General features: G+C 60.0%; 23 protein-coding genes. 14 read left to right on the top strand and 9 right to left on the bottom strand.

Going from position 1 to position 26,628, the window contains the following annotated elements:
- Window positions 1–15: 15 nt before the first annotated feature.
- On the bottom strand, window positions 16–843 hold the full coding sequence (locus FS804_RS11110; RefSeq protein WP_144576637.1) for an alpha/beta fold hydrolase: 828 nt from the start codon (window positions 841–843) through the stop codon (window positions 16–18).
- 129 nt (window positions 844–972) lie between these two features.
- Between FS804_RS11110 and FS804_RS11105 the strand changes: the two genes are divergently transcribed.
- Together FS804_RS11105 and FS804_RS11100 are read left to right on the top strand one after the other, a co-directional pair.
- Window positions 973–1,959, top strand: a complete 987-nt coding sequence (locus FS804_RS11105; RefSeq protein ID WP_144576636.1) for a GlxA family transcriptional regulator — start codon at window positions 973–975, stop codon at window positions 1,957–1,959.
- A 509-nt stretch (window positions 1,960–2,468) separates the two neighbouring features.
- Window positions 2,469–3,491, top strand: coding sequence for an LLM class flavin-dependent oxidoreductase (locus FS804_RS11100; RefSeq protein WP_144576635.1), 1,023 nt, complete (start codon window positions 2,469–2,471; stop codon window positions 3,489–3,491).
- 5 nt (window positions 3,492–3,496) lie between these two features.
- Here FS804_RS11100 and FS804_RS11095 read toward each other — a convergent pair whose 3' ends face one another.
- Window positions 3,497–4,567, bottom strand: coding sequence for an LLM class flavin-dependent oxidoreductase (locus FS804_RS11095; protein ID WP_144576634.1), 1,071 nt, complete (start codon window positions 4,565–4,567; stop codon window positions 3,497–3,499).
- 370 nt (window positions 4,568–4,937) lie between these two features.
- Between FS804_RS11095 and FS804_RS11090 the strand changes: the two genes are divergently transcribed.
- From FS804_RS11090 to FS804_RS11075, 4 genes are all read left to right on the top strand, one after another.
- A complete protein-coding gene (locus tag FS804_RS11090; RefSeq protein ID WP_144576633.1) occupies window positions 4,938–5,555 on the top strand; it encodes an alpha/beta hydrolase in 618 nt (205 codons plus the stop codon).
- Window positions 5,556–5,767: 212 nt separating this feature from the next.
- The gene (gene ssuD / locus FS804_RS11085) at window positions 5,768–6,937 is read left to right on the top strand and encodes an FMNH2-dependent alkanesulfonate monooxygenase (protein WP_144576632.1); all 1,170 of its coding nucleotides are present in this window, start codon (window positions 5,768–5,770) and stop codon (window positions 6,935–6,937) included.
- Window positions 6,938–7,081: 144 nt separating this feature from the next.
- Window positions 7,082–7,627, top strand: a complete 546-nt coding sequence (locus tag FS804_RS11080; RefSeq protein ID WP_063950462.1) for a flavin reductase family protein — start codon at window positions 7,082–7,084, stop codon at window positions 7,625–7,627.
- Between the two features lie 47 nt (window positions 7,628–7,674).
- Complete coding sequence (locus tag FS804_RS11075) at window positions 7,675–8,628, top strand: acyl-CoA dehydrogenase family protein (protein WP_144576631.1); 954 nt, start codon at window positions 7,675–7,677, stop codon at window positions 8,626–8,628.
- Window positions 8,629–8,657: 29 nt separating this feature from the next.
- Here FS804_RS11075 and FS804_RS11070 read toward each other — a convergent pair whose 3' ends face one another.
- Window positions 8,658–9,107, bottom strand: a complete 450-nt coding sequence (locus FS804_RS11070) for an Rrf2 family transcriptional regulator (protein WP_144576630.1) — start codon at window positions 9,105–9,107, stop codon at window positions 8,658–8,660.
- A gap of 299 nt (window positions 9,108–9,406) precedes the next feature.
- Between FS804_RS11070 and FS804_RS11065 the strand changes: the two genes are divergently transcribed.
- The 7 genes from FS804_RS11065 to FS804_RS11035 all read left to right on the top strand — a co-directional run bounded on the left by FS804_RS11065 (window position 9,407) and on the right by FS804_RS11035 (window position 17,489).
- Window positions 9,407–10,408, top strand: coding sequence for an LLM class flavin-dependent oxidoreductase (locus FS804_RS11065; RefSeq protein ID WP_144576629.1), 1,002 nt, complete (start codon window positions 9,407–9,409; stop codon window positions 10,406–10,408).
- A gap of 22 nt (window positions 10,409–10,430) precedes the next feature.
- Window positions 10,431–11,771 carry an LLM class flavin-dependent oxidoreductase gene (locus tag FS804_RS11060; RefSeq protein WP_144576628.1) on the top strand — a complete coding sequence of 447 codons (1,341 nt, stop codon included), beginning with the start codon at window positions 10,431–10,433 and terminating at the stop codon, window positions 11,769–11,771.
- Between the two features lie 82 nt (window positions 11,772–11,853).
- The gene (locus tag FS804_RS11055; protein ID WP_144576627.1) at window positions 11,854–13,041 is read left to right on the top strand and encodes a M20 aminoacylase family protein; all 1,188 of its coding nucleotides are present in this window, start codon (window positions 11,854–11,856) and stop codon (window positions 13,039–13,041) included.
- A 21-nt stretch (window positions 13,042–13,062) separates the two neighbouring features.
- Complete coding sequence (locus FS804_RS11050; protein ID WP_144576626.1) at window positions 13,063–13,608, top strand: GNAT family N-acetyltransferase; 546 nt, start codon at window positions 13,063–13,065, stop codon at window positions 13,606–13,608.
- 13 nt (window positions 13,609–13,621) lie between these two features.
- Window positions 13,622–15,433, top strand: coding sequence for an amino acid ABC transporter permease/ATP-binding protein (locus tag FS804_RS25420; RefSeq protein WP_144576625.1), 1,812 nt, complete (start codon window positions 13,622–13,624; stop codon window positions 15,431–15,433).
- Window positions 15,434–15,456: 23 nt separating this feature from the next.
- A complete protein-coding gene (locus FS804_RS11040) occupies window positions 15,457–16,395 on the top strand; it encodes an ABC transporter substrate-binding protein (protein ID WP_144576624.1) in 939 nt (312 codons plus the stop codon).
- A 158-nt stretch (window positions 16,396–16,553) separates the two neighbouring features.
- Window positions 16,554–17,489, top strand: coding sequence for an ABC transporter substrate-binding protein (locus FS804_RS11035; RefSeq protein WP_144576623.1), 936 nt, complete (start codon window positions 16,554–16,556; stop codon window positions 17,487–17,489).
- An 80-nt stretch (window positions 17,490–17,569) separates the two neighbouring features.
- On the opposite strand, the gene FS804_RS11030 is transcribed toward FS804_RS11035, so the two are convergent.
- Window positions 17,570–18,895 (bottom strand): FAD-binding oxidoreductase, encoded by a 1,326-nt coding sequence (locus tag FS804_RS11030; protein WP_144576622.1) that lies wholly within the window; start codon window positions 18,893–18,895, stop codon window positions 17,570–17,572.
- Between the two features lie 229 nt (window positions 18,896–19,124).
- Here FS804_RS11030 and FS804_RS11025 point away from each other — a divergent pair, with 229 nt between their 5' ends.
- On the top strand, window positions 19,125–19,601 hold the full coding sequence (locus FS804_RS11025) for an Lrp/AsnC family transcriptional regulator (RefSeq protein ID WP_063950531.1): 477 nt from the start codon (window positions 19,125–19,127) through the stop codon (window positions 19,599–19,601).
- A gap of 103 nt (window positions 19,602–19,704) precedes the next feature.
- Here the strand turns inward: FS804_RS11025 and FS804_RS11020 are convergent, their stop codons facing one another.
- The 5 genes from FS804_RS11020 to iolC form a co-directional block, all read right to left on the bottom strand.
- Window positions 19,705–20,832 carry a Gfo/Idh/MocA family protein gene (locus tag FS804_RS11020; protein ID WP_144576621.1) on the bottom strand — a complete coding sequence of 376 codons (1,128 nt, stop codon included), beginning with the start codon at window positions 20,830–20,832 and terminating at the stop codon, window positions 19,705–19,707.
- Between the two features lie 36 nt (window positions 20,833–20,868).
- Complete coding sequence (iolB, locus tag FS804_RS11015) at window positions 20,869–21,681, bottom strand: 5-deoxy-glucuronate isomerase (RefSeq protein ID WP_144576620.1); 813 nt, start codon at window positions 21,679–21,681, stop codon at window positions 20,869–20,871.
- A 191-nt stretch (window positions 21,682–21,872) separates the two neighbouring features.
- Window positions 21,873–22,781 (bottom strand): myo-inosose-2 dehydratase, encoded by a 909-nt coding sequence (gene iolE / locus FS804_RS11010; RefSeq protein WP_144576619.1) that lies wholly within the window; start codon window positions 22,779–22,781, stop codon window positions 21,873–21,875.
- Between the two features lies 1 nt (window position 22,782).
- The gene (gene iolD, locus FS804_RS11005; RefSeq protein ID WP_144576618.1) at window positions 22,783–24,609 is read right to left on the bottom strand and encodes a 3D-(3,5/4)-trihydroxycyclohexane-1,2-dione acylhydrolase (decyclizing); all 1,827 of its coding nucleotides are present in this window, start codon (window positions 24,607–24,609) and stop codon (window positions 22,783–22,785) included.
- Window positions 24,606–26,522 (bottom strand): 5-dehydro-2-deoxygluconokinase, encoded by a 1,917-nt coding sequence (iolC, locus tag FS804_RS11000; protein ID WP_144576617.1) that lies wholly within the window; start codon window positions 26,520–26,522, stop codon window positions 24,606–24,608. The genes iolD and iolC overlap by 4 nt, the downstream gene beginning before the upstream one ends.
- Window positions 26,523–26,628 lie beyond the last annotated feature (106 nt).

Genomic DNA, 26,628 nt, shown 5'->3' with positions numbered 1-26,628 from the left:
CCTGTGTGCGTGGTTTCAGTCCTGGATGAAGGCAAGCAGATCGGCGTTGAACCGATCCTGGTGGGTCTGGGTGAGGCCATGATCGGCGCCCTCATAGATTTTGAGAACCGCATGTTTGACGATCTTGACGGTCGAAAGGGCGGAAGCACCGACCGGTACGATCTGGTCGTCATCGCCGTGCAGAACCAGCGTGGGTTTGTCGAAGGCCTTCAGGTCCTGATTAAAATCGCTTTCCGAAAAGGCGCGGATGCTGTCGAGTTGACCCTTCAGCCCGCCCATCATGCCCTGACGCCAGAATTCCTCGCGAATGCCTTCCGAAATCACGGCGCCTTCCCGGTTGTAGCCGTAGAAGGGGATGGTCAGGTCTTTGAAGAACTGGCTGCGATTATCGTAGGTGCCCTTGCGAATGCCGTCGAAAACATCGATCGGCAGGCCGATGGGATTGCTCTCCGTCTTCAGCATCAGTGGTGGTACGGCGCCGATGAGGGCAATTTTTGCGATGCGAGCCGTACCGTGCCGGCCCACATAACGGGTAACTTCGCCACCGCCCGTGGAATGACCGGCGAGAATAATGTCGTGAAGGTCAAGCTGCTCGATCAGCTCGGACAGGTCATCGGCATATTGATCCATGTTATTGTTGTGCCAGACTTGGTCGGAACGCCCGTGGCTGCGGCGGTCGTGGGCGATGGTGCGGAACCCGTTGTTGGCGAAAAACACCATCTGCGCATCCCAGGTGTCGGCGCTGAGCGGCCAGCCATGGGAGAAGATGATGGGCTGGCCGTGCCTGGTGCCCCAGTCTTTATAGAAAATATGTGTTCCGTCTCTGGTGGTTATCGTTGTCATCGCTCTCTCTCCTGTTGCAGGGAGCTTGCTTGCGTCCCGTGGGAATAGAGATACTCTTTGGGCGGCGGGCACTGGATTGGCGCTTCTGACAGAAAGCGGGCCAAAATTGACAAAACGGGGGTGAGGGGCATGGCGGGGATCTCGGGAAGCGCGCTGGAGGTGGGGCTGGTCCTCTATCGGGACTGTCAGGTCGCCATGGTTCACGGCATCACCGATCTTTTTGCGATCGCATCGGTTTTTTCGCAGGATCGCGGCGGGCCGAGATTGCGGGTCAGCCACTGGAGCATGGATGACGACGGCGAGTTTTCACGCTGTCATGACACCCATCCGGGACAAGCGGGGCATCCCGATATCTTGGTGGTTCCCGGCAGGTTGACCGGACCTGCTGAGATTGACGAAGCCGAGCCTTACGCCCGCTGGTTGCTTGATCGCCACGCCCAGGGTGCCACGCTGGCGGCCAGTTGCGGCGGTTCGTTTCTTCTCGCTGCGACCGGGCTGCTGTCAGGCCGTCCCGCCACGACGCACTGGTTTTTTGCGGAGCTCTTTCGGGAGCGCTTTCCCGATATTCGTCTCGACATAGACAAGGTCGTCATCGAGGACGGTGATATCATCACGGCCGGCGGGCTGATGGCATGGACCGATCTGGGCCTGCGCATCGTCGACCGGCTGCTGGGCCCCTCGGTGATGATCGAGACGGGCAAGTTCCTGCTGATCGATCCTGCCGGGCGGGAACAGCGCCATTATAGCAGCTTCGCCCCGAGACTGACGCATGGCGACGAACCGATCCTGAAGGTGCAGCACTGGTTGCAGGCCCGCGCCGGGCGCGCGACAAGCGTTAGCGACATGGCGACCCATGCCGGGCTGGAGGAGCGCACTTTCCTGCGTCGCTTCAAGGCTGCGACGGGCATGAAACCAATCGAATACGTACAGCACCTGCGGGTTGGCAAGGCGCGGGAATTGCTGGAGTTCACCCGTCGTTCCGTGGACCAGATCGCATGGTCAGTCGGATATGAGGATGCCGCCGCCTTCCGCCGCGTCTTCCACCGTGTCCTCGGCCTTTCGCCGGGAGAATATCGAAACCGCTTTTCAAGCAGTTCCACCATGGCTGCCGCCTGACTGTCCTCGTCGAAGGTTTTCGTTTGGGGTAGCGAAGCCTGACGGCTAAGCGGGCGCCCGCCGATAGAAGGCGAGGGAGCCTGCGAGGCATGAAGGGCGCCGCCGCAGATACGATCGAGCCAAAGGGCCCGGATGCCCGTAGCAGGCCGACAGCCTGAGAGCCGGGCACCCTATGGGACAACCAGAAAGTCGGAAGCTTTCGCGAGCATCCGAACCTCCTGTGGAGCGAGGAATAAAGGCCTTTTCAGGCGCAGCGACACGGCCGGCCTGAACGGGTGACGTATATCGGAGTTCACCGGCTGACGGCCAGTAATCGATAATTTTAGTAGACTATTAAATCGCGCAACGATCTTTCAACGGTTGCGAGGAGTATAAACAAACATGCCGCGCCAGTGGGGGCGCCGTGATGCAAGCTTGGAGACTAGTCGGCGTATTCGAGGTTGTCCCGCTACAAGGAGGCCGCCTCTGTGTCGCCCAGAAGATTTACACTCGTACTCGGATGCATCGCCATGCCACTTTCCCATATTTCACACTTCGCCTTTCTCGTGCCCGGCAATTATCTGGACGACGATCCGGGGCGGGGGATCGAGGAAACACTGGGGCTTTTCGAGGTTGGCGAGGCGCTCGGATTTCATAGCGCCTGGGTTCGGCAGCGTCACTTGGAGCGAGGCGTATCCTCGGCGGCCACCTTTCTTGCAGCCGCGTCGCAGCGTACGAAACGGATTGGACTAGGCGCCGCCGTCATTCAGCTGGGTTATGAGAACCCGTTTCGACTGGCCGAAGATCTGGCCACAGTTGATGTTCTCTCGCGTGGTCGGCTGAATGTTGGGGTGTCGGTTGGTCCGCCGCCGTTCGCACATCTCATCTCGGACTATGTAGACGACGCTCCCGAGGCGGATTACAGCCACGCCCGCGCCGAAAAGCTTGCCGCGGCGCTCAGGTCGCAACCCTTGTCCAGCGATACGGAGGCGGGTAATGCGGCCGGTGCGCAGGTCCCGCGTCTGCGGCCCTTTGCCGAGGGGCTAACAGACCGGCTGTGGTATGGCGGCGGATCCCAGAATTCCGCCCGCTGGGCCGGCAAGGCCGGGTTTAATCTCCTGACTGGAAATATCGTTAGTGGTGAAGACACCGACGATTTTCTGACGGCCCAGGCTGCTCTCCTTTCCCGCTTCAGGCGAGAATGGGCCCATGAGCGCCCGCCGCGTGTCGCTCTCGGCCGTGTTATCCTGCCGACCGACAGCGCCAGCCCCGCGACCCGGCGCCGGTACGCGGAGTTCGTTGCGGAGCGCGACAAGCGCACGCGCGCACCACATGGTGCACGCCGCACGCTTTTCCTGCCCGATATCGTCGGCTCTACCGAAAAGATCCTGGAAACTCTCTCGCGCGATCCGGTCTTGCCGCATGTCTCGGAGTTCCGCCTGGAGTTGCCTTACGAGTTCCAGTCTGAGGACTATCGTCAGATCCTATCTGACTTCGCGTCGATCCTGCCACAGCTCAATAAAAATACCTCGCCCTTGAAGATAGCGGGCTGACGCTCTCAGTCCCGCAGAAGCGGCAGGAGGGCGTCGCCCTGCCGCTTTATTTCCTTCAGATAGGGCGTATCCGAAAGGATGAAATGGCTGACGCCCAGCGCCTGGTATTTTTTAAGCGATGCGGCGACATCTTCCGCCGAACCGACCAGCCACGTCGTTGCGGCGCCACCGCCGCCGAATTTCCCCGGGGCCGTGTAAAGATTATCATCAAGCACGTCGCCTTGATGGTGGAGTTCCAGCAGGCGGCGTTGGCCGACCGCTATTGCCTGCAGGTGGTCGTTCCAGCGGACGCCGTTGCTGGCGGCCATCTCGGCAACTTTCGCTTCTGCATCCCGCCACGCCTGCGCCGTTGTTTCCCGCACCAGTGTGGTAATACGCAGTCCGAACTGCAGCGGCGGGAGATCCCGACCGAGTGCTGCGCTGAGGTGCCTCAGCCTTTCGATCCGCTCGCGCACGCCAGCAAGGGGTTCCCCCCAGAAAAGCTGCACGTCGGCCTCGGTTGCGGCAACCTGCTCAGCCGCATCCGAGGCGCCGCCGAAATAAAGTTTCGGGTGCGGCCGGTCGTTGCGTGGAGCGATGCGGGGTAGGACGGTGGAGTTCTTTACTCGAAAATGGTCACCATTGAAGGTAACGGATTCCTCGGTCCAAAGCCGCCGCACCAGACGCATGAATTCCTTCGTACGCGCATAGCGTTGCGCCTGATCGCCCTCTTCGTCGCCGTAGGCCGCAAGTTCGTCCCGGCCGGAGACGACGTTGATCCGCACTCTTCCGCCCGAGAGCTGATCAAGCGTGGCGGCAGCGGATGCAAGATTGGCAGGCTTCCAGTAGCCGGGGCGGATGGCTATCAGCGGCTCGAAGGTGGTGGTGCGGGCCGCAAGCGCCGCCGCGACCGTGAAGGTATCCGGTCGCCCCCAGCCCGTGCCGAGTAGAGCGCCCTTCCACCCGTGTGCCTCCAGAGCGATGGCATGGTTCGTTAATGTATCCAGGCTGTTGTGATTTTCGCTGACGGCGTCGCCGCGATGGCCGGGCGTGACGTCGTTGGGAATGTACCAGAGAAATTCGCCCGTTCTGCTCATATCCATTCGCCCGACTTACCATTTCATGACCATAAGCCCACGTGCCACGGTTCGAACGCGCGGTCCTCTCAGTGATCAGAATGGCAAACCGGCGGTCCTGCCGCGACAACGCGATATTTCTTTTGTAGCGCTGTAGAGGAAAAGCTTTCTGTCGAGGAGGTCCATATTGCATATATTTTCTATATACAAATTATGAGTAATATTTTCCGATATGTTGGGGATGCGTCGCCTCTGAAAAAATCTAATTATGCTTTATCCATAATTTCTAGATCATTTTTTCGGGACGTGAAGCAAGTTGAGTACTGTCGTCGTGTACTTTCAGCGAAAAGTTCGCGATGCTCGCGACATCATTCACATCCATGGAGCAGGCATGTGTACGACCTTGATTGTTCCCGGCTTGAACGGCTCGAATGAGGGGCATTGGCAACGGCACTGGCTCCGGGATAATCCCGAGGCCACGCTGGTCGAACAGGACGATTGGCAGTGCCCTGTTCTTGAAGACTGGATAGACCGTCTGGAGACAACGCTGGCAACGGTGGACAAGGCATACATCGTTGCCCATAGCCTTGGTTGCCTGCTGGTGGCGAACGCGGCTTCACGGCCCTTCGCCACCAAGATCAAGGGAGCGCTTCTCGTTGCGCCTGCCCATCTCGATCGCGTTGAGACGATGCATCCCTGCATCGTCCGCTTTGGCGTTTTTCCGAGACGGCGGCTCACCTTCCCAAGCCTTATCGTGGGTAGCACGAACGATCCATATATGAATGGCGAGCAGCTTGCGCAGACCGCGCGACTGTGGGGCAGCAATGTTACCAGTCTTGGTGCGGCCGGGCATATCAACATCGCAAGCGGCCATGGGCGGTGGCCTGAAGGTTATGCTCTTTTTGAGCGATTGAAGACGAGCGTGGAGGCGACAACGCCGAGGCCCCGGCCGTTCTCAAGAACGGTGGGACAGGGCGAGAATTTGCCGGCTGACGTTGGAGCGTCCTGAAACGGGTTTTTTGGGGCACGTTCGGGCTCTATCCGGTGTTTTCGGCGCCAGAAAAAGAGCTCAATTCTTTCTTCAGGGCAGCAGCGGCATAGGTGAGAAACTCTCTTCCGCCGTTCGAAATTGGAAAGACATTTCTTCAATACGACGGGTAAGTGGCTACCCTTTTCTCAACACGTCGCATTGCCCGAGGGCATTTTGCAAAGGACCAGTCAATGAGCACGCGCGATACCCCTCTCGATTTTTTATGGTTCATACCCTCGTCAGGCGATGGCAGCTATCTCGGCTCGGACGATCTGTCGCGCCCTTCTGACCCTGGCTATTTCCGTGAAATTGCGCAGGCCGCCGACCGGCTTGGTTATTCCGGCGTCCTTATTCCTACTGGCGTTGCATGTGAGGAATCCTTCATCCTGGCGGCTAATCTTGCCGCTTACACCGAAAAACTGAAGTTCCTCGTCGCCATTCGCCCGGGCGTGGCATCACCTGCCTATTATGCGCGGCTTGCCTCCACGCTCGATCGCGTTTCCCACGGCCGACTGCTGCTCAACATCGTGGTCGGCGGCAGCGCGCAGGAACTGGCCGGTGACGGCATTTTCCTGCCACATGATGAGCGTTACGATCACGCCGACGAGTTCTTCCAGGTGTTCAATTCGCTGATCGAGACCGGCAAGGCACACCTCGATGGAAACTACATCAAGGCGATCGACGCAAAGCTTGGCCTGCCGCCGGTGCAGGAGCCGCGCCCGCCGCTTTATTTCGGCGGCTCTTCCGATGCCGGCATCGAGTTTTCGGCTGGTCTTGCCGATAAGTACCTGACCTGGGGCGAGCCGCCGGCGCAGGTGGCGGAGAAAATCGCCAAGGTGCGCGCTGCCGCCGCCAAGAGGGGACGGAAGGTGACCTTCGGTATCCGTTTGCATTTCATCGTGCGTGAGACTGACGAGGAAGCCTGGGCCGATGCGGACAAGCTGATTTCAAAGCTTTCCGACGAGACGATCGCCTCCGCTCAGGAGGTTTTCTCCAAGGCATCGGATTCCGTCGGGCAGGCGAGGATGCAGGCGCTTCACAATGGTCGGCGCGACAAGCTGGAAGTGTCTCCCAACTTGTGGGCGGGGATTGGCCTCGTGCGGTCTGGCGCGGGTACCGCGCTGGTCGGATCACCAAAGACGGTGGCAGCGCGGCTTAAGGAATATCAGGAACTCGGCATCGATACGGTCATTGCTTCCGGCTATCCGCACCTGGAAGAAGCCTATCGCATCTCTGAACTTCTGTTTCCGGAGATCGGCCTTGCGGGACCGCGAAATGAAATCCGATCTTCCTTTGGCGCCAAGCAGGCGTTCGGTGGCGGCGGCCACGGCGGTAATGTGAAGCTTGTCTCGGGGTCCTGAGCGGTTTCAGAGTGGCGGAAGGCGTGACGCAGGCTTAAAAAACATTATTTCTATAGACTAATAGTATTATGGAAAATGATGTCTATTTCTGTCCCCTTCCCGGCTGTTAGCTGTAGAGAATTCAGCTGTTTCGGGAGCCATGTGATGACATTGCAATATGCGGCCAAGGATCAACAATTCATCAATCTTCGGGAGCCGGTGGCGGGCAGGGCAGCCGATGCCGACAGCCTGAAGGCAGCCCTGAGAACGCTCGGAGGCGGCGTCAGCGTTATTACGGCGGGCGAGGGCGATGCGCGTACGGGCGCTACGGTAACGTCGGCAACGGCGCTGTCAGTCGATCCGCCGCGGATTCTTGTTGCGCTCAACCGTTCATCGTCCACATGGCCTGTGGTGGAGCGGTTCGGCCATTTTGCCGTCAACATCGTCGGCACCCCCCATCAGTTCGTGGCCAATCAATTCGCGGGAATTGGCGGGCTAAAGGGAACCGAGCGATATCGTGGCGCGGAATGGACAAGGCTAGCAAGCGGTGCGCCGATCCTCGAAGATGCCGTTGCTGCAATCGATTGCACCATCGAAGAAGCGATCGAGCGCCATAGCCATGTCATCGTCATCGGCAAGGTGGAGGCGATCCGCATCGGCTCCGGTCACTCGCTGCTTTACCAGAACGGGCGATATCATTCAGTAGACTGACGCGATCGTCGGTCGCTGTCGCTCAGTCGTTTTTAGGGGAGTTGAGCATGGGATCTGTCACGCCTCTTGGCGAAACACGTCGTTTCGTTCCTCCACGCCTCGGCGCGGACGTCGATGTTCTCGGCGTTGCCCGGTCGATTGCATCGCACTGCGTCTTCGAAAGCGGCGCGCAGATCCGTGCTCGGATCGCGCGTTCAGGCCTTCTTTCTCTTTCGGTCCCAGAGGAATTTGGCGGGGCGGATACAACCAACGATGTTTTGTCGCAAGCGATCGCCATCATCTCCAAGGCCGATACGGCTGCTGCGCATGACCTCGTTGAACATTTTACTGCGCTTGAATTCATCCGGAATGCAGGGAGTGAGGAACAGCGCAAGTCCCTTTTTTCCCGTCTTGATAGGGGCGAGACATTCGCCTCAGCACAATTCGCGTCGCACCCGGATGCGGCGGTCGAAGTCAACGACGATGATGACGCCCTGACGCTTCCAGATGAGGTCGCGGGGTCAATAACGGGTGAGGCCCACTGGATCGTCGTTCCGGCCGTCAACAAGGCGGGTCAGCAGCGTCTTGTCGTCATGCGTCATCACCGCAAGTCCTTACGACACGGGCTGCTCGCCGATCATGTCGCCGTTCTTGCGCAGGATGCAGGCAGCCTCGCCGCTTCCGTTGCAACACTTTTGAAGGCCGCGGTAGTCCTCGGGCAGAAGCAGCGTGAGCTTGAGGCGCTCCTGATCGACCGACTGGCGGATGAGGGTGCCGCGCGACCCATGCTTGGGGAAATATTTCTCGCCATCGAACTCTTGAAGGCGCAGATGACGAGTCTGGCGGGCAACATCGATGCCGCCCAGGTTGGAGCGGAGAATGTGACAAATCGCTCCGTCCGCAACAACGCCATTGCGCTTGAAATTTTGATGGCGCGTCTCGGGCTTGTCGAGGGGCGCAGCGAGGCAGGGCTGATCGCTTCCCTGAACGACGATCTCAGCCATTTGCAGGCGCATCTTTAGCCTGAGCGAGATTGAGGCTTCTCGTCGTTCTATTTGATGGCTGGAAGCACCGACGGTTCGTGCCCGCCCTTTGCTACGAATTGGGCGAGCGTCATGTTGTCCAATATGGTTGCAATGGCGTCCCGCACATCCGTCATCGAGACCCTCACCTGACAGGTTTCTGGGTCGTCACAGTCGTCACATGCTTCGAAGGCCGTTCTGCTTGCGCAGCGAATGGGGGCGAGCGGTCCATCGAGCGTGCGGATGACCTGGCCGATCATGATCTCAGATGGCGTCTTGGACAATGAGTAGCCACCATTCGGGCCCTTTTTGGATCGCAGAATGCCGGTGTTGCGCAGTTCGAGCAGAATGGTGTCCAGGAATTTCTTCGGAATGTTATTGCGAGCCGCAATTTCGGTCACGAAGGCGGTTTCGCCCTGCGGCAAACGCGCCAAGTCGACAAGGGCCTTCAATCCGTATTTGCCTTTTTTGGTCAACATTGCCTGATCCGAGAAGTGTTCCGCCACGCTCCGCATGACGGCTACCGTTATTCCTTAGTTACTAAGTAGTTTTAAGCGATTTTGCGCGCAAGCCTGTTCCAATGGGTTTGGTGTCGAAAGCGACCGCAAAAGCTGTTTTTAACTTTTTTGGTCCAGCGGTTGCACGCTCACCGGCCGCGATGCGGAAAAGGACATCCAGAAACAAGATTTTCTCTGATCACCCCGCAACGTGGAACGAACATCCTTTATTAGTCTATAAAATCGGTAGACAAAGTATCCATCAAAAGCGCGAGGTGACGATGTATACGCTCAGTTTGCTGGATAAAAGCCCGGTCCCGACAGGAGAGGACGCCGCGAGCGCGTTCCGCGACACAATCAACCTCGCCAGACGGGCAGAGGAGCTGGGTTACAAGCGTTTCTGGGTGGCTGAGCATCACAATTCGCCCGAGCTTGCCGGCTCTGCACCAGAGGCGCTTGTCGCATGGGTCCTCGCGAAGACCTCCCGCATCCGCGTCGGCTCGGGTGGCGTGATGCTGCAGCATTACAGCCCCTATAAGGTTGCAGAGGTATTCAACGTGCTCTCGTCGCTGGCGCCGGGCCGGGTTGATCTTGGTGTCGGCAAGACACCGGGCGGGTTGCCGCTGGCGACGTCGGCCCTCCAGCAGGCTTACGATCCTGACCGCAAGCCGGATTTTGAGGCCGCTTTCGGCGAGCTTACGACATTTTTGTCGGGCGCAGCACCTCAAGGACATGCACAGGCCGGCTTACAGGCGACCCCGGTGCCGCCAGTGGCGGTTGAGCGGTTTTTGTTGGGTGCAAGTCCCGAGAGCGCGAGACTTGCCGCCTCAAAGGGCTGGAATTTCGTCTTTGCCGGTCATCTGAATGGCGATACCGACGTCCTCCGTCGCAGCCTTTCGGCTTTTCGCGCGGAAAGCGGTGGCCGGGCGCCAATCGTTGCTCTCTCCGTGTTTGCCGCCAGCGACCCAGCTCATGCGGCAAGACAGGTCGAGGGTCAGCGCATCTATCGGGTATTCTTGAGCGACGGCAGGGCTTTCAATCTCGGCCGCCGCGAGCAGGCGGAGGAATTTGCCCGCCAATTGGGCGACGCTGATTACCGCATCGAAGAGCGCAAGCCTAACATCCTGCACGGCGGCCCTGAGGGCATCCACAAGGCGCTTCGCGCCCTCTCTGAAGAGCACGGGATTGAAGAATTCATCATCGAGCCGCCTCACGTCGGGGCCGATCAAAGGCTCGCCTCGATCGAACTTTTGGCCACGCACCGCCTGTCACGGGCGGCGTGATTTTCTTTCAGGAACCTATGATATGACGAAAAAGAAAATCCGTTTCGGCATCATGCTTCAGGGTCCAGGCGGGCACATGAACGCCTGGCGACACCCCAAGAGCCCGGTGGACGCCAGCGTCAATTTCGAGTTTTTCAGAAGGAGCGCCCTGAAGGCGGAAGCGGCCGGAATCGCCTTCGCTTTCGTGGCGGACGGGCTCTACATCAATGAGAAGTCGATCCCGCATTTCCTCAACCGGTTCGAGCCGCTCACGATCCTCTCGGCGCTCGCCGCCGTCACATCGAAGATCGGTCTCGCGGGCACGGTATCGACTTCCTACAGCGATCCCTTCACCATTGCCCGTCAGTTCGCTTCTCTCGACCTTCTGAGCGGCGGTCGCGCCGGGTGGAATGCGGTGACGACACCGCTTGAAGGCACGGCGAAGAACTATAGCCGCAATCATCCGGAACACGCGTTGCGGTACGAGATTGCCGATGAATATCTCGAAGTGGTCAAGGGTCTCTGGGATAGCTGGGACGATGACGCCTTCGTGCGCAACCGCGAGACCGGGCAGTTTTTCGATCGCGCCAAACTCCGCACCCTCAGCCACAAAGGTCGGTTCTTCCAGGTGGAGGGGCCGCTCAACATCCAGCGCTCGGCGCAGGGCCAGCCAGTGGTGTTTCAGGCCGGTTCATCCGATGCCGGTATCGGCCTCGCGGGGAAACACGCCGATGCCGTCTTTACCAATTCTGCGTCACTAGAGGAAAACCAGACCTTCCTCAAGCGCGTGAAGCAGAGTGCTGTCGCGCAGGGCAGGTCGGCTGCCGACGTCAAGATTTTTCCCGGCATCGGGCCCATCGTCGGCGAGACGCAGGAGGAAGCGGAGGCGAAATATGAGGTGATCCGCGACCTCATCACCATTGAGGATGCGCTCGCCTATCTCGGGCGCTTCTTTGATCATCATGATTTCAGTGTTTATCCGCTGGATGAGCCATTTCCCGAACTTGGGGACATCGGCAAGAACAGCTTTCGCTCGACGACGGACCGCATCAAGCGCCGGGCGAAGGAAAAGAACCAGACGTTGCGCGAGGCGGCGCTGGAAGCCGCCACTCCGCGCGAAGGCTTTATTGGCACGCCAGACAAAGTGGCGGATGAAATCATCCGCTGGGTGGAGCATGACGCCGCCGATGGATTTATCCTCGGCTTTCCGGTGATCGCCGAAGGGCTTGACGATTTTGTCCGCCTCGTCATCCCGGTGCTGCAAGGCCGCGGATATTTCGATCCGCATCTGGAAGGCGCGACGCTGCGCGATCACCTCGGCCTTCCTTTCAAGGAAAGTGTCTATTCCAGCGGCGAAAGCAACACGGAAAAGGCCATCGCATAAGGTTGCGGCCGGGCGGCGGTGATCGCAGCCCGGCACAGATTTCAAGGCGCGGCGAAAAAAACGCTGCGCAGGAGACAGAACCATGAATATCCGCATTGACGGCGCGCGTCCGCAGGACGACGCCGAACGGGGAATCCTTGCCTTCATCGAGGAAAGCATCGCCATCCGGCACGATCTTCACCGGCACCCGGAGCTTTCGCTGACGGAGACGCGCACGGCGGCGCTCATCGCCCGTTATCTCCTGTCTTTCGGATATGAGGTGACGGAAGGTGTCGGCGGCCATGGCGTCGTCGCCACGCTCAGACGTGGCCATGGTGAAAAACGCCTCGGCATCCGCGCCGATATCGATGCGTTGCCGATCCATGAAGAGACCGGCCTTGCCTATGCCAGTGGAACACCTGGCATCATGCACGCCTGCGGCCACGATGGCCATACGACGATCTTGCTTGCTGCCGCTCGCTATCTTGCCGAAACATCGAATTTCTCAGGGACTTTGACCCTGATCTTCCAGCCTGCCGAAGAGATCGGAGCCGGAGCAAGGGCGATGATCAAGGATCGGCTGTTCGAGCGCTTTCCCGTCGATGCCGTCTTTGGCCTGCACAATTGGCCTGGTGTGGAAACCGGGCAGTTCGGCTTCGTCGAAGGTCCTGCGATGGCCTCCGTCGACAAGGCAAAGGTGCAGATCATCGGCAGGGGCGGGCATGGAGCGTCGCCTCATGAGACGGTCGATCCGGTTCTTGCCTCGGCAAGCTTCATTACCGCCCTGCAAAGCATCGTTTCGCGCAATGTCGATCCGCGCGAGATGGCGGTGCTGACGGTCGGCTCCATCCATGGCGGAACCGCCTCCAACGTCATTCCCGAGAGTGTCGAGCTGCAGATCACCGCCCGGGCTTTTTCGCCCGCCGTGCGCGACAGGCTGGAGGAGCGTCTTCCGGCGCTGGCCAGAGCGCAGGCGGAAAGTTTCGGCGCAAGGGCTGATGTCTCATACTCCCGTGGTTTCCCGCCGGTCATCAATCACGCCCAGGAGACGGTCTTCGCCCGTGAGGTCGCCAGAAGGCATTTCCCGTCCGCGCAGACTGCCGAAACGTTCCAGCCGCGCACAGCGAGCGAGGATTTCGCCTTCATGCTGCAGGAGCGGCCGGGTTCCTACCTCTTCGTCGGCAATGGCGAAAGCGCACCGTTGCACAGCCCTCACTACGATTTCAATGACGCGGTCATCGCGCCGGCCGCGCGCTTCTGGGTGCGCCTGGCCGAAGCATACCTCTCCTGATGCAAAATTGAGGATAAGGACATGAGCGACAGTTTTCTCTACACCTCGGTCAAAGATCCGCTCGCAACCCCACTTCTGGAGGAGTTGCTGTTCGAATACGACAGCCGTTACGGCACCTTTTTCAACGCGGAAGGCGCCAAGGCGGAACTGAACAAATATCCGCCGGAGGCCTTCAGCCCGCCTTCGGGGAATTTCCTGCTGCTCCTGCGGGATGGCAAGCCGATCGCCGGTGGTGCCTTCATGCGTCACGACGATGAAACCGCAGAATTCAAACGTGTCTGGACCCATTCCGCTTATCGCCGACAGGGGCTCGCGAAACTCGTTTTGCGGGAACTTGAAGAGCAGGCGGCGCGGCAGGGTTATGCCCGCGTCTACCTGACAACCGGGTTCCGCCAGCCGGAGGCGGTGGGTCTCTACCTTACCAACGGCTATCGGGCTCTATTCGACACGACCGCCGATCCCGAGACGATCAAATCGCTGCCCTTCGAAAAATGGCTGTCCGGCACAGTTCTGGATCGAACGCCGCTATTGGGGGGCCAGACGCAACTTTCTCCGGCCCATCCGTGAAAGGCCCGTTCTGATGACCATAGCTTCTGATTTTCCGCATGTTGGGTTGAACGACCCGAAGGCCCCTCCTGTCGAGAGCGGGTTGGCCAAAAGCGGCTATTCCCATTTCCGCATCGTGCCGGCGCGTTACCCGCTACGGACGGTGGGCACAGTTTTCTCTGTTCTTGTCATCGCGGCCGTCCTGCATTCTGTTTTTGGCAATCCGCGCTGGGGCTGGAACGTGTTCGCCGAATGGTTCTTTGCTGAGCCGGTTTTGGTCGGGCTCGGCCGGACATTGCTGCTGACTGCTCTTGGCGCTCTGTTTGGTTTCCTGCTCGGAACGTTGCTGGCGCTTGCCCGCGTTTCCCGTTCACCATTGCTGGTAGCCGTTTCCTGGACCTATATCTGGATTTTCCGGTCGATCCCACTGATCGTGCTTCTACTGATCCTTAACAATCTCGGTTATCTCTACGAGACTGTCACGATCGGCGTGCCCTATACCGGTATCAATTTCTTCAGCTGGAACACCACGCAGCTGATGACGCCTTTTGCGGCCGCGGTCCTTGGTCTTACCCTCAATCAGGCCGCCTTTGCCTCGGAAATTGTGCGTGGCGGCATCCTGTCGGTCGATCAGGGACAGCTCGAAGCCGCCGCCGCACTGGGCCTTCCCCGCCGCCGACAGGCGTCCCGGATTGTTCTGCCGCAGGCCATGCGCTCGATACTGCCCACGGCCTTCAACGACATCATCGGCCTCGCCAAGGGCACGTCGCAGGTCTATATCCTCGCCATGCCGGAGCTGTTCTACACGATCCAGATCATCTACCGGCGAAATCTGGAAGTGATACCGCTCTTGATGGTCGCCACCGTCTGGTACCTGGTGATCCTGACGGCGCTTTCCATTGTCCAGCACCATATCGAGCGGCATTTCTCACGCGGGGCGCTGCGCAATCCGCCGCCATCACCCTTCGCCACGATCGTTCGCACCTTCCTGCCGCGCAAGACGGCACCTGATGCGGCGGAGCCCGCTGTTGCGAAGACTGAGCAGACGGTGCCGGTACGCGCTGCCCATTTCCATCCTGGCAACCGCGGCGGCTCGGTCAGCATCCACGGCGTTTCCAAATCTTTCGGCACGCTGAAGGTACTTGACGATGTCAGCCTTTCCATTCCCGCCGGTAGTGTCACCACGATCCTCGGCCAGTCTGGTTCGGGTAAGTCGACGCTGCTGCGCTCGATCAACCATCTGGAGCGGGTCGATGATGGCTTCATCGCGATCGATGGTGAGCTGGTCGGTTATCGGCAGAAAGGCGACACGCTTTACGAGCTGAAAGAAAAGGACATTTTGAAACGCCGCGTCGAGGTGGGCATGGTGTTCCAGAGCTTCAACCTCTTCCCCCATCTCACCGCACTTGAAAACATCGTTGAAGCGCCGGTCGCAGTTCGCGGCATTTCTAAAGAACAGGCCGAGGCCGAGGCGCGCGATCTTCTCGCCCGCGTGGGTCTGGCTGAAAAGGCAGGCGCATATCCCCGCCAGCTTTCGGGCGGGCAGCAGCAGCGTGTGGCCATTGCCCGCGCGCTCGCCCTGCGACCAAAGGTGCTGCTCTTTGATGAACCGACATCCGCGCTCGATCCTGAGCTCGTGAACGAGGTGCTTGATGTCATCAAGGAGCTGTCGCGCTCCGGCGTAACGCTCATCATCGTCACCCATGAAATCGGCTTTGCCCGGGAGGTCTCCGACAGGGTCGTCTTCATGGAACGGGGTCGCATCCTCGAAATCGGCACGCCGGAGAAGGTTTTCAATAAGCCGGACCATCCGCGCACTGCCGCGTTCCTCGCGAAAGTTCTCTAATCAAAAACCAGGGAAACACTCACATGGCATTTTCATCGAAACTATTGTCGCTGTTCGCGGCAGGTCTTTTCACCGCCACCGCTTCCCTCGTCCCGGTCGCCAATGCGCAGGAGGTAGACCTGTCGCCTGAGCAGAAGGGCCGAGTACGGGCCGAAAAGGTAGAAGAGGCGACCAAACTTCTGCCTGCCGGCCACAAATTTGTCGCTGATGGAAAGCTGACGGTTGCGACCGTCCCCTTCCGTCTGCCGCTTGTGGATTATGCGAGTGACACCAAGACGCCTATCGGTGTGGAGCCGGATATCGCCCAGCTGGTCGCAGATAGTCTCGGGCTTGAGCTGCAGCTTGTTCCGATTGCCTGGGCGGATTGGCCGCTCGGGCTGGCATCCGGGAAATACGACGCCGTGGCCTCGAACATCACGGTGACTGAAGCGCGCAAGGAAAAGTTCGATTTCTCCAGCTACCGCAATGACTTGCTTGGCTTTTACGTCGGCAACGGCAGCAAGGTGACATCGATCGGCAAGCCGGAGGATGTGGCGGGCTTGAAGGTCATCGTCGGCGCCGCCACCAATCAGGAGCAGATCCTGCTAAAATGGATCAAGGACAACAAGGCCAAGGGACTCGCCGACACGGAGGTGCAATATTACGACGATCAGGCGGTACTCGATGTCGCCCTGCAGTCGGGCCGCGCGGACGCCTATCTCGGACCCAATGCGACTTCCGCCTTCCAGGCAGCAAGCCAGAAGAAAACCAAACTCGTCGGCACCTTCTCCGGCGGATGGCCGGAAGCTGCAGAAATCGCAGTCGCCTCCAAAAAGGACGCTGGCATTGCCGAAGCTATCACCGCGGCACTGAACGCCCAGATCAAGAACGGCAACTACGGCAAGGTCCTTGCCCGCTGGAATCTCGGCTCGGAAGCCATCAGGGAATCCCGCACCAACCCGCCCGGCCTGCCAAAGAGCTGAAGCGCAAGTTTGCCGAAAAGCTGGGTTGCCAAACGCTGGGTGGCCGAAAGCTGAGTTGCCAAATGCTGAGCTGAAAGTGGGACATCACTCAGCCGGTAGCGCGGGCATCCTCCCGCCCGCGCTATCTCCGTCCCGCAAGCGTTTAATCGGGAACCACAATGACGTTCACCTCTCGCCTTGTCGCGGCAATGCTTGCCGCCATTTATTCCACCGGTGGCTTCGGACCTGCGTCGGCAACCGATGTTTTCGATCTCTCTCCCGATCAGCCGGGCCGTATCAGGGTTGAAAAGGATGCCGGCGCCATCGCCGCGCTGCCGAAGGACTATAAGTTCGTCACGCCAGGAAAAATTACCGTCGCGGTGTCACCGGGCGGACCGCCGCTCGCCACCTACGCGACGGATGCGAAGACCGTGGTCGGAGCAGACCCCGATTACGCCCTCGCCGTGGCAGATAGCCTCGGCCTTGAACTGGAGCTGGTGCCCGTCGCCTGGGCGGATTGGCCACTGGGGTTGGCTTCCGGCAAATATGACGCCGTTATCTCGAATGTAGGTGTGACGGAGCAGCGTAAGGAGAAGTTCGATTTCTCCACTTACCGGCAGGGCCTGCATGGCTTCTTCGTCAAGTCCGACAGCGGCATAGGGGCCATTAATGAGCCCAAGGATGCCGCAGGCTTGAGGATCATCGTCGGCGCGGGCACCAATCAGGAGCGCATCCTGCTGAAATGGAGCGATGAGAATGTCGCCGCCGGATTGAAGCCGATAGAGCTGCAATATTATGACGACGAGGCCACGCGGCTCGTGGCGCTTTCCGCAGGGCGCGCAGACGTTATCGTCCAGCCGCACGCACAGCTGGTTTTCATTGCCGCCCGCGACAAGACCATCAAGCGCGTCGGAACGCTCTCTGCCGGCTGGCCGGAACGGTCCGATGTTGCTATCACCACCCGCAAGGGTTCCGGATTGGCCGATGCGCTGACGCTCGCCACAAACGATCTGATCAAGAGCGGCGCCTACAAAAAGATTCTGGATCGCTGGCAGCTTTCGGAAGAGGCTCTTCCGGAATCGCGGACCAATCCGCCCGGCCTGCCGAAAAGTTGATTGATGGATATAGATGCGGTGGACAATGCCACCCACAGGCGCAAGGACCTGCGGGTAGTGCTGCTTCCGGCCTTTTCGCTCTAGAAGTCCGCAACCTTGCCCCAGGATGAGTTGAGGAAGCGGCTGGGTTGATAGGGCGTTGGATCGACGATCGGGTTCGATCCCGTCACGATATCGGCGATGAGATGGCCCGCGCCCGGGCCGATGCCGAAGCCGTGGCCGCTGAAGCCTGCGGCGAGGATCAAGCCCGGCAACTCCGTCGTTTCGCCAATCGCCGGCACACCGTCCGGTGTGCTGTCGATGAAACCCGCCCATGCGGCGGCAATCCGGGTATTTTTGAGGGCTGGCAGAAGCTTGAGAGCCCTTTCATGTGTCTCCTTGATAGCGGCTGCATTGGGTTTGGGATCGAGGATGCGCACACGCTCCATTGGGGTTGGTGCATCCAGACGCCAGCGTCGCAAGGTTTCGTGGCCGCCACGAACGCCTTCCAGGCCGCCAGGGCGCAGGCTTTTCCAACGTTTGACGAACATCGGAACGAACTCGCGGGAAAATCTCATCTGCTGGGCTGTGGGGTCGATGCGACCAAGCCCGCTTATGGCGAGCGTGTAGCCGCCATTGCTTCTTTTTGTAACGGAGACGGCCGCGGTGTGAAGAGCATCCGGCAGGCCTTCCGCTCCAGGCGTGACGGCGAGAATGGACGAACGTACTGACGCTTGCGGAAAGCGGATGCCGAGTTGACGGCAGAAGGATGAGGCCCAGGCACCGCCGGACATGATGGCCGTCCTGGTGCGGATCGTACCTCGTTCTGTGACGACGGCGCTGACGCGGCCGCCTTCGGTTTCCAGCCCACGTGCTGCGCAGTTCTGGTGCACCGTCCCGCCCAGTTTGATGATGGCGCGTGCCACAGATGGTGCCGCCATGGACGGATCGGCCGTGCCGTCGGTTGGTGAAAACACGCCGCCCTTCCATCGCTTGCCGGTGGTACGGCCGCGTTCGCTCGCCTCATCGGCGCTCAACATATGGGTGGTGACCCCGGCTGTGATTGCAAAGTCGCGCCAGCGTGCCCAACCGGCAAGCTCTGCCTCATTGTCGCTCAGGTAAAACAGCCCGCAGCGACGGAAGCCCGTATTCTCGCCGCTTTCTTTGCCAAATTCCTCCCACAGCGCGAGGCTTCTGGTCGAGATCGGCAATTCACGCGCATCGCGGTTCTGTTGGCGGCACCAACCCCAGTTGCGGCTGGATTGCTCCCCGCCGATGAGGCCTTTTTCCACCAGAGCGACCTTCAGTCCCCGCCGTGCGAGATAATAGGCTGCAAAGACACCGACGATGCCGCCACCGATAATGACGGCATCCGCGGAGTTGGGCAGTTCCGGCGAGGTCGTTATCTGTTGCAGCGGCGCGGGCATGGTCGAACTCCTTCTGTTGGTCCCAATTTACCGCACCTGACGTGTAAACGCTGCCAGACTGCGCCTCTCATCGGAATCTCCTGCCGTTCGGAAGCGTTTCTGCAACTCTTTATGCTGCACCAAAAAAATAACTCCACGTCGACAGATGTTGGCCATGTGGTAAGATTTCTTCAAAGGTGCCAGAATTTTATGCTGCATCGATAAAAGACATTAAGGGGTTCCGCAGATGATGAAGCTTGACCGAATCGACATCAAGATTCTCTACGAGTTGCAGAAGAACGGTCGTATCACCAATGTGGAGCTGGCGGAGCTCGTCAACCTCTCTCCAAGCCCCTGCCTGATGCGGGTCAAAAAGCTGCAGGCGGAGGGCTATATCGGTGGGTATTCCGCACAGATCAACGTGAACAAGCTCGGCCAGACGCTGACGGTGTTTACGGAAATCACGTTGAAGAATCATCGGCAGATCGATTTCGCCCGCTTCCTCGGCGTCGTGGAAAAGATCGACCAGGTCATCGAATGCCACCTGGTTTCCGGCGGCTACGACTATCTGCTGAAATTCGTGACGTCAGGCATTGTCGAGTACCAGTCGATCATGGAGCGGCTGACCGATATGGATGTCGGTATCGACAAATATTTCAGCTTCGTGGTGCTGAAATCCCCCATTGTCAAAACCCACATGCCGCTCACCAGCCTGTTTCCGCTTTGAGCTGGGCGGTGCGCGGCGGCCGCGCACCGGTGTCTCTGACCGGCACGTCCTGCTAGATAGGAGCTGTTCCCAGCATGGCGGTCGCGACGGCGAGCGCCCGAAACTATTCCGCGATCTCGGCGGCGCCCACCCAGCGCCCTTCGGCGAAGGATCGTGCCATGGCGTGAATGCTGCGCTCGATCTTCAGCCCTTCCTCGAAATCGATGATATGGGCCTTCTCGCCCTCGATCGCCGCGATCAGCTCCCGGCATTCGATCACCTTCAGGTCGTTGAAGCCGAGGCCGTGGCCGGGGGCGGGAATGAAACGGTCGTAGGGCTTGTGGTGAGGGGCAGTGAGGATGGTTCGGAACCCCTGTTCTTCCGGGCGTCCGTCGGTAGTGTAAAGCTGAAATTCGTTCATCCGTTCCTGATCGAACAGGATCGAGCCGGTAGAGCCATAAATCTGGATGGCGATGCGGCCCTTGCGGCCCCAGGCGGAACGGTTGGCAATGAGCACGGCGGAAATGCCGCCTTCAAGTTTCAGGAGAACGCTGGCAAGATCATGTGTCTCAACGGCGCGCTCGCCGCCGCCGGCAAGCGGGCGGGTCTCATAGGGCTTTACCATATCGGTGATGGCGCTTTGCGCGTGGCCGAACAGGGCGTAAAGCAGCGACAGCGGGTGGACGGCAAAATCGTCCAGCGCGCCATAACCGGAGGACGCCTCGCTCTTCCAGTAGAAGGGCTGGGTCGCATCGGCCATGAAGTCCTCGTCCATTTCGGCGCGGACGTGATAGACGTTGCCGATAGCGCCTTCGTCGATCAGGCGGCGGATGTGGCGGATGACGGGGTTCTGGATATAGTTGTAACCCATCGCCGCTGCCTTGCCGGATCGGCGGGCCGCATCGCGCATCTTCACCGCATCGGCAAAGGCAGGCGCCATCGGTTTTTCGCACCAGACATGCTTGCCGGCCTCAAGCGCGGCAATCGCCATCTCCGGATGGAAGGCGTTGGGCGTGGTGACCGAGATCACGTCGATTTCGGGATCGGCCAGCAGGTCGCGCCAGTTGCCTGTCGAGCGGACGAAACCAAATTCGGCGGCCTTCTTCGCCGCGAGCTCCGGATTGACCTCCGCAAGCGTCACCAGGCGGGGGCGTTCCACATCGCCGAAGACGCTCGTGACGTTATTCCACGCCAGCGCGTGGCACTTGCCCATGTAACCGGTGCCAATAAGGCCCACGCCAAGAGCGGCCATGGTATTCTCCTCCCAGAGATGTGATGATTGAATGCTTCAGGGATTATCGCGCTTGAAAATCCAGTCATGATCCGGGTGGTTCTTGAAGCGCCATTTGCGCATCGGCCCCGCCATCACGTTCAGATAATACATCTCGTAGCCATAGGGCGCGCCGCAGGGGTGATGGCCCTTGGGCACCAGTACGACATCGCCATCCGATACTGCCATGGTCTCGTCCAGCGAGCCGTCTTCGGTGAAGACGCGCTGGAAACCGAAACCCTGCGCCGGGTTGAGGCGGTGGTAATAAGTCTCTTCCAGATAGGTCATGTTGGGGTAGTTATCCTCGTCATGACGGTGCGGCGGATAGGAAGACCAGTTACCCGAGGGCGTGAAGACTTCCGTGACCAGCAGGCTGTCGGCCACATCGCGCTCTTCCATGGCGATTGGGAAGATGTAGCGCGTATTGGCGCCCTTGCCGCGCTCCGTCAGCTGCACACCGTCAGGCCCGATCTGCTGCGCCTCGCGGCTGCCCTTTTCGCCGGGTGCGGTGCAGACGCCGACGGTGCAATCGGTCGTGGCGGTCAGCGACCATTCGGAACCGGCGGGAACATAAATGCAATGCGGGGGCTTGCGCTCGAACACATTCATGCGGTCGCCGAGTTCACCGAAATCCTTACCGCCTGCGGAAATCGTCGCCTTGCCTTCGACCAATACGAGGATGACTTCCGTGTCGCCGGTGCTTTCCGCTGCCGTCTCGCCCGGCTTCAGTCGGTAGAGGCCGAAACCGACATAACCCCAATCCGCGCTTTGGGGCGTGATATCGTGCACCTTGCCGCTGGTCGCGACCGGCTTGCGCAGAAGTGAGGTCATGGTGGCGTTCCTTTTTGGTCAGTCGTTCGTCGGTTCTTGCCGTCTCGTCACCCCGGCCTTGAGCCGGGGGGAAGGCCGACGCGCGTCCGCGCGGCGGGGACAACTCTTTTCAGCCCAAGGACTTGGGCTGGCTGGATACCGGCTCAAGGCCGGCATGACGGGCGGGGTATGCCGCCCGTTATCGGTTCAGCTCAAGCAGCCTCAGCCTTATCCAGCCCCACTTCCCGCGCGAACGCCTTCAGCGATGTCAGCCCGAGGCTCTGATATTCGAATGGGTTGCGCACGTCAGGGTCCTGCTCGGCCTCGATCACCAGCCAGCCGCTATAACCATGCTCGGCCGCCACCTTCAGCACCGGTGGGAAATTCACGCCGCCTTCGCTGTCGCCGGGAACGGTGAACACGCCGCGGCGAACGCCTTCGAGGAAGGAGAGCCGCTCGTTGCGAACCTGATCGGCAATGATCGGGCGCACGTTCTTGGCATGGATATGGCCGACACGGCCCATGTATTTCTGCGCGACGCGAACAGGATCGCCGCCGCCGAAGAGGCAATGGCCGGTATCGAGCAGCAGATGCGTCTTCGGACCGGTATGCTTCATCAGGAGATCGATTTCCTCTTCGCTCTCGACCACCGTTCCCATGTGGTGGTGATAAACGAGGGTGATGCCCTGTTCTGCGGCAAAGGCGGCCAGTGCCTCGACACCGGCGCCAAACTTTGCCCAGTCTTCGGCCGCAAGGCGCGGACGGTCGACCAGCGCCTTGCCGTCATCGCCGTGAATGGCGTTGGAGGTTTCACAGACAATGATGACCTTCGAGCCCATGGCCTTCAGCAGGTCAAGCGCCGGCTGCATTGCTTTCTTTTCAGATTCGATATCGTCGGTCAGAAGGTTCAGCGAGTGCCAGCCCGAGACGAAGGAGAGGCCGCGCGGCGAAAGCACGCCCTTCAGGCCTTCCGGGTCGGTCGGGAATTTGTGCCCCTTTTCGATGCCGTCGAAACCGATCTTGGCGGTTTCATCAAGGCATTGCTCCAGGCTGATATGGGCGCCCAGCGTGCGGTCGTCGTCATTGGACCAGGCGATGGGGTTGGTGCCGTAACGGATCATCTTAACTTCTTTCTTTCAGGGCGTTTTCATAACGGGCGCGCGCATCGGTCACTTCCGGGCGCTCCGATGTCTCGGGAACGGCGACGTCCCACCAGTGGCCACCGGCCTGCGGTGTCGGGTAGGGGTCGGTATCGATAACGATGACGGTGGTGCGGGTCGAAGCGCGGGCCGCTGCCAGCGCATCCTCCAGCTCTGATATCGTCGATACTTTGCGCGCATCCGCGCCCATCGATGCCGCGTGCGCGGCAAAATCGATAGCGATAGGATTGACGTTGCTGTGGGCGTAGAGGTTGTTGAACTGCGCGCCGCCGGTGGCCATCTGCAGGCGGTTGATACAGCCGTAACCCCTGTTGTCGGTCATGACGAGCGTGATCTTCACGCCCATGGCGACCGATGTCGCAAGCTCGGAATTCATCATCATATAGGAGCCGTCGCCGACCATGACGATCACGTCGCGGTCTGGTTCCGCCATCTTGATGCCGAGGCCGCCGGCCACCTCGTAACCCATGCAGGAGAAGCCGTATTCCATGTGATAGGAAAGCGGCAGCTTGGATTTCCACAGCTGGTGCAACTCGCCCGGCATGGTGCCTGCCGCACACATGACGACGGTATTGTCGCGCGACTGGCGCTGCACCGCGCCGATGACCTGCATGTCGGTGGGCAGGCTGTTTGCGTGCTCCTCGCTCGGCGCCGCCGTATCGGCATCGGCCTTTTCGAACCATGCTGCCTTGAGGCTCGCGTCCGGCGCCGCAAAACGGTGGCTGCCGAGGGCTGCGGAGAGCTTTTCAAGCCCGATTTTGGCATCCGCCGTCAGGCTGATTGCATCGTGCTTGGCGCTGTCATAGGGCTGTACATTGAGCGCCAGGATTTTGCGGTTCGGGTTCTTGAACAGCGCCCAGGAGCCGGTGGTAAAATCCTGAAAACGGGTGCCGACACCAAAGACCAGATCGGCCTTTTCGCTGATGATATTGGCGCTTTCCGCACCGGTCACTCCGACCGGGCCGAAATTCAGATCGTGATCCCAGGCGAGCGCCGACTTGCCGGCCTGTGTTTCAACGACGGGGATGGAATGTGTTTCCGCAAAGCGCTTCAGCGTATCCGATGCGCCGGCGAAATGAACGCCGCCACCAGCAACGATGATGGGGTTCTTCGCGGCCTTCAGCGCTGCGACGGCCTCTTCGAATTCCACCACGTCGGGTTCGGGGCGGCGCTGGCGCCAGACCCGCTTTTCGAAGAAGCTTTCGGGATAGTCATAGGCTTCCGCCTGTACATCCTGGCAGAAGGCGAGCGTTACCGGGCCGCAATCGGCAGGGTCCGTCATGGTGCGCATGGCGCGGGGAAGGGCGGTCAGCAACTGCTCCGGCCGCATGATGCGGTCGAAATAGCGGCTAACCGGGCGGAAGCAATCATTCACCGTCATCGTGCCGTCGCCGAAATCTTCCAGCTGTTGCAGCACGGGGTCCGGCCCACGATTGGCGAAGACATCACCGGGGATGAGAAGAACGGGCAGGCGGTTGACATGCGCAAGCGCGGCCGCCGTTACCATGTTTGCCGCACCGGGGCCGATGGAGGAGGTGACCGCCATGGCGCGGCGGCGGCGCAGCTGCTTGGAGTAGGCAATGGCCGCATGGGCCATGGATTGCTCGTTCTGGCCGCGATAGGTCGGCAGCTCGTCCCTGATGCCATAGAGCGCTTCGCCGATCCCGGCGACATTGCCATGGCCGAAAATAGCCCACATGCCGGCAATATAGGTTTCGCCGTGTTCATTGATCTGTGCTGCCAGGTAACGAACCATGGCTTGCGCAGCCGTCAATCTGATTGTCTTCACGCTGCCTCTCCCTTTTTGGCGCGCGCCTCATCCCAGATACGGCACAGGCTGGTATAGCGCTGCGCCATATCCTTGACCGCTTCCTCGTCGGTCATCTTGCCGGAAAGCCAGCCGCGGGCGGCGTCGGCAAAAATCGTCCGGCCAACCGCGAAACCTTTGACCAGATCGAAGCCAGCCGCAAGGCGGAAGCTTTCTTCCAGTTCACTCTGCGGTGCGTCGAGACCAAGCACGACGATGCCCCGCACATAAGGGTCATTGCGATGCACGGCGTCGCAGGCATTCTTCCACGCCGCCGTGGTTTTCATCGGCTCCAGCTTCCACCAGTCGGGGTAAACGCCGATCTCGTAAAAGCGCTCGATGATGCGGGCGGCGGTGAGATCGTCGGTCGGGCCGACCTTGGAGGGAATGACCTCCAGCAGCATTTCCAGCCGGTTTCGACGCGCCGCTTCGAACAGCCGTATAACGGTTTCTTCCTGCGCGGCGCGCATCTCCTCGGTGTCGTCAGGGTGATAGAAACACAGAACCTTAACGACATTTTCAAGCGGCCATTCGGAGAGCCCGCCAAAATCCTTGCCGAGATCGGGTTCCAGCGTCAGCGGGCGCGAGCCCGGCCATTCTACCGGACGGCCGATCCAGAGACCGGAGCCGCTGGCCGCAAACAACGCGTCACGTCCAAGGCGTCCGTCGCAGAGAATGCCGTAACCCGGCTCGCCACCGGAAACTTTTTGCGCAGCCTGGAGGCAAAGCTTCTTGAAAGCGCCGATCTGCTCGTGCTTGACGCCAAGCTCGTCGGCGATCGCTTCCAGCTGCATGCGATGGTCGAAGGCGAAGACGCGCATGGTCTCCCAGTCGCCCTTGCGGTTGGTAGACCAGTGCACCTGCTCGAGCGCTTCGTCCTTGCGCAGCGCCTTGTTGCGAATGCCGGCCTTAAAGAAATATTGCAGCTCTTCCCAGCTTGGATAGGCAGGCGTGCAGCCATGCCGGGAGACGGCGAAGGCGCCGCAGGCATTGGCGTATTTCAGTGTTGTCGGCCAGTCTTCGCCGCGCAGCCAGCCGCGGAACAGTCCGGCCATGAAGCCGTCACCAGCACCCAGAACATTGAATACCTCGATCGGGAAACCTTCGCCCGTCTCGCCATCATCGAGGCTTGCGGGAATGTCGCCGGTGAAGACCGAAGCACCCATCGGGCCGCGCTTGCACACCAGCGTGGCATTCGAAACCTTGCGGACGGCATTCAGTGCGGTCAGCGTATCTGTCGAGCCGCCGGCAATGTGGAACTCCTCTTCCGTGCCGACGATCAGATCGAAGAGATGCAGGGTGGATTGCAGCTTGGCGGTGACCTTCTGCGATTCCACGAAACGGCTTTCGCCATCGCCATGGCCGGCCACACCCCAGAGATTGGGGCGGTAATCGATATCAAGCGCGGTCTTTGCACCATTTTCGCGGGCGAGTTTCAGCGCCTTCAGCACCGCAGCTTCCGTCTTCGGATGCGACAGATGTGTGCCGGTGGCGCAGACGCAGGCCGCCTCGGCAATAAAGGCGGGATCGATATCGTCTTCGCTCAGCGCCATGTCGGCACAGTTCTCACGATAGAAAATCAGCGGAAACTGGTTCTGGTCACGAATGCCGAGCAGCACCAGCGCCGTCAGGCGCTCCGGGTCGGTTTTCACGCCACGCACGTCCACGCCTTCGCGCACCAGCTGTTCGCGGATGAAGCGACCCATGTGCTCGTCGCCGACACGGGTAATGACGGCGCTGTTAAGGCCAAGCCGCGCAGCACCGGCTGCGATGTTGGTGGGAGAGCCGCCAATATATTTGGCAAAGGAGGCCATGTCCTCCAGACGGCCACCGACCTGCGAACCGTAAAGGTCAACAGACGAGCGCCCGATCGTGATAAGATCAAGTTTTTTCAAAAGGTTCCTCCTTAGCACCGCGCTTTGACGCAGTGTACCTCATGGTGCGGGCAGTTCTGGTCAGAGTGCCGCCAGCTGTCGCCCTTCCGCGTCGGCGAGCCTCCTC

Source organism: Agrobacterium sp. DE0009, assembly GCF_007680755.1.
GTDB classification, from domain to species: Bacteria; Pseudomonadota; Alphaproteobacteria; order Rhizobiales; family Rhizobiaceae; genus Agrobacterium; species Agrobacterium tumefaciens_B.
The sequence above is the reverse complement of the archived record's forward strand: the minus strand, read 5'-3'. Positions and strand labels throughout refer to the sequence as shown.

Bases quoted from the DNA above. Each gene is read 5' to 3' on its own strand.
- FS804_RS11090 (WP_144576633.1), top strand. From the start codon at position 4,938: ATGTGTACGACCTTGATTGTTCCCGGCTTGAACGGCTCGAATGAGGGG.
- FS804_RS11080 (WP_063950462.1), top strand. From the start codon at position 7,082: ATGACATTGCAATATGCGGCCAAGGATCAACAATTCATCAATCTTCGG.
- FS804_RS11050 (WP_144576626.1), top strand. From the start codon at position 13,063: ATGAGCGACAGTTTTCTCTACACCTCGGTCAAAGATCCGCTCGCAACC.
- iolE (WP_144576619.1), bottom strand. From the start codon at position 22,781: ATGATCCGTTACGGCACCAACCCCATCGCCTGGTCCAATGACGACGAC.
- FS804_RS25420 (WP_144576625.1), top strand. From the start codon at position 13,622: ATGACCATAGCTTCTGATTTTCCGCATGTTGGGTTGAACGACCCGAAG.
- FS804_RS11110 (WP_144576637.1), bottom strand. From the start codon at position 843: ATGACAACGATAACCACCAGAGACGGAACACATATTTTCTATAAAGAC.
- FS804_RS11095 (WP_144576634.1), bottom strand. From the start codon at position 4,567: ATGAGCAGAACGGGCGAATTTCTCTGGTACATTCCCAACGACGTCACG.
- ssuD (WP_144576632.1), top strand. From the start codon at position 5,768: ATGAGCACGCGCGATACCCCTCTCGATTTTTTATGGTTCATACCCTCG.
- FS804_RS11065 (WP_144576629.1), top strand. From the start codon at position 9,407: ATGTATACGCTCAGTTTGCTGGATAAAAGCCCGGTCCCGACAGGAGAG.
- FS804_RS11105 (WP_144576636.1), top strand. From the start codon at position 973: ATGGCGGGGATCTCGGGAAGCGCGCTGGAGGTGGGGCTGGTCCTCTAT.
- FS804_RS11040 (WP_144576624.1), top strand. From the start codon at position 15,457: ATGGCATTTTCATCGAAACTATTGTCGCTGTTCGCGGCAGGTCTTTTC.
- FS804_RS11070 (WP_144576630.1), bottom strand. From the start codon at position 9,107: ATGTTGACCAAAAAAGGCAAATACGGATTGAAGGCCCTTGTCGACTTG.
- FS804_RS11100 (WP_144576635.1), top strand. From the start codon at position 2,469: ATGCCACTTTCCCATATTTCACACTTCGCCTTTCTCGTGCCCGGCAAT.
- FS804_RS11075 (WP_144576631.1), top strand. From the start codon at position 7,675: ATGGGATCTGTCACGCCTCTTGGCGAAACACGTCGTTTCGTTCCTCCA.
- FS804_RS11020 (WP_144576621.1), bottom strand. From the start codon at position 20,832: ATGGCCGCTCTTGGCGTGGGCCTTATTGGCACCGGTTACATGGGCAAG.
- iolB (WP_144576620.1), bottom strand. From the start codon at position 21,681: ATGACCTCACTTCTGCGCAAGCCGGTCGCGACCAGCGGCAAGGTGCAC.
- FS804_RS11025 (WP_063950531.1), top strand. From the start codon at position 19,125: ATGAAGCTTGACCGAATCGACATCAAGATTCTCTACGAGTTGCAGAAG.
- FS804_RS11060 (WP_144576628.1), top strand. From the start codon at position 10,431: ATGACGAAAAAGAAAATCCGTTTCGGCATCATGCTTCAGGGTCCAGGC.
- FS804_RS11030 (WP_144576622.1), bottom strand. From the start codon at position 18,895: ATGCCCGCGCCGCTGCAACAGATAACGACCTCGCCGGAACTGCCCAAC.
- FS804_RS11055 (WP_144576627.1), top strand. From the start codon at position 11,854: ATGAATATCCGCATTGACGGCGCGCGTCCGCAGGACGACGCCGAACGG.
- FS804_RS11035 (WP_144576623.1), top strand. From the start codon at position 16,554: ATGACGTTCACCTCTCGCCTTGTCGCGGCAATGCTTGCCGCCATTTAT.